The 1,457-nt window shown below is 65.1% G+C and carries 2 protein-coding genes; both read left to right on the top strand.

All coding sequences use genetic code 11. From position 1 onward, the window contains the following. Positions 1-803 (top strand): redox-regulated ATPase YchF (ychF, locus tag EOA24_RS37780; protein WP_127410812.1); only part of this gene is annotated, 803 nt, incomplete at its 5' end. A gap of 19 nt (positions 804-822) precedes the next feature. After that, the coding region (locus EOA24_RS37775) for a CorA family divalent cation transporter (protein ID WP_127410811.1) at positions 823-1,457 on the top strand (635 nt) is incomplete at its 3' end.

Genomic DNA, 1,457 nt, shown 5'->3' with positions numbered 1-1,457 from the left:
TCGTGCATGTGCTGCGCTGCTTCGAGGATGACGACATCACCCATGTCGAGGGTCGCATCGATCCGGTCGCCGACGCCGAGACGGTCGAGACCGAGCTGATGCTTGCCGACCTCGAAAGCCTCGAGCGCCGCATCGCCCAGGTCCGCAAGCGCGCCGCCGGCAAGGACAAGGAAGCCATGGCCGTCCTGCCGATGATGGAGGCGTCGCTCGAACTGCTGCAGGCCGGCAAGCCGACGCGCTTCCTGCTCAACGGCATCGCGGCGGAGGATCTGCGCATCCTGCAGGGGCTGAACCTGCTCACCTCGCATCCCGTTCTCTATGTCTGCAACGTCGCCGAGGCGGACGCCGCCACGGGCAACGAGCACACCAGGGCGGTGGAGAAGATGGCGGCAGCCCAGGGTGCCGGCACGGTGGTGATCTCGGCGGCGATCGAGGCGGAGGTCGCCCAGCTTTCCGACGAGGAGGAAATGGAGTTCCTAGCCTCGATCGGCCTCGACGAGCCCGGCCTCAACAAGGTGATCCGCGCCGGCTACGAACTCTTGCATCTGATCACCTACTTCACCGTCGGACCGAAGGAGACGCGCGCCTGGACGATCCACAAGGGCGATAAGGCGCCGCAGGCGGCCGGCGTCATCCATACCGACTTCGAGCGCGGCTTCATCCGCGCCCAGACCATCTCCTACAACGACTTCGTCACGCTGGGCGGTGAAGTGGCCGCCAAGGAAGCCGGCAAGGCGCGCGACGAAGGCAAGGAGTATGTCGTCCAGGACGGCGACATCATGCTGTTCAAGTTCAACACCTGATCCTTCAGGAGACCCGGCGATGATAAAGGCCTTCGTCGTGGACAATGACCGCCTGCGTCTCACCGAGGATCTCGCGGCGGATGGCGACAGGGTCGTCTGGGCTGACCTCTTCAACCCGACCAAGGAGGAAGAGGCGCGCATCGAGAGCTGGCTGGGCATAGCCATCCCGACCCGTGAGGAGATGGAGGAGATCGAGATATCGAGCCGCCTCTATGTCGAGGACGGCGGCTACTTCATGACCGCCGTGCTGCCGGCACAGACCGAGGCCGACGATCCTTTGATGTCGCCGGTGACCTTCGCGCTTGCCGGCAATCGGCTGATCACCATCCGCTACCACGAACCCAAGGCCTTCAAGACCTTCCCGCTGCGCGCCGAAAAGGTGGCGACCGGCTGCACCAGCGGCGACACCATCCTGATCGGCCTTCTCGAGGCGATCGTCGATCGCCTGGCCGACATCCTCGAGCGCGCCGGCCGGGAGGTCGAGGCGATTTCGCGCGACATTTTCCAGGCGCGCTCGACCAAGGCTTCGAAGCGCAACCGCGATTTCCAGGAGCTCCTGAAAGGCATCGGCCGCAAGGAGGACCTCGCCTCCTCGGTCCGCGACAGCCTGATCTCGCTGCAGCGCCTCGCCGGCTTTCTTGCCCATGTCGCGGG

It is taken from the genome of Mesorhizobium sp. M2A.F.Ca.ET.039.01.1.1 (assembly GCF_003998035.1).
In the GTDB taxonomy this organism is placed as follows: Bacteria; Pseudomonadota; Alphaproteobacteria; order Rhizobiales; family Rhizobiaceae; genus Mesorhizobium.
This window is presented reverse-complemented; position numbering and strand designations above follow the sequence as displayed.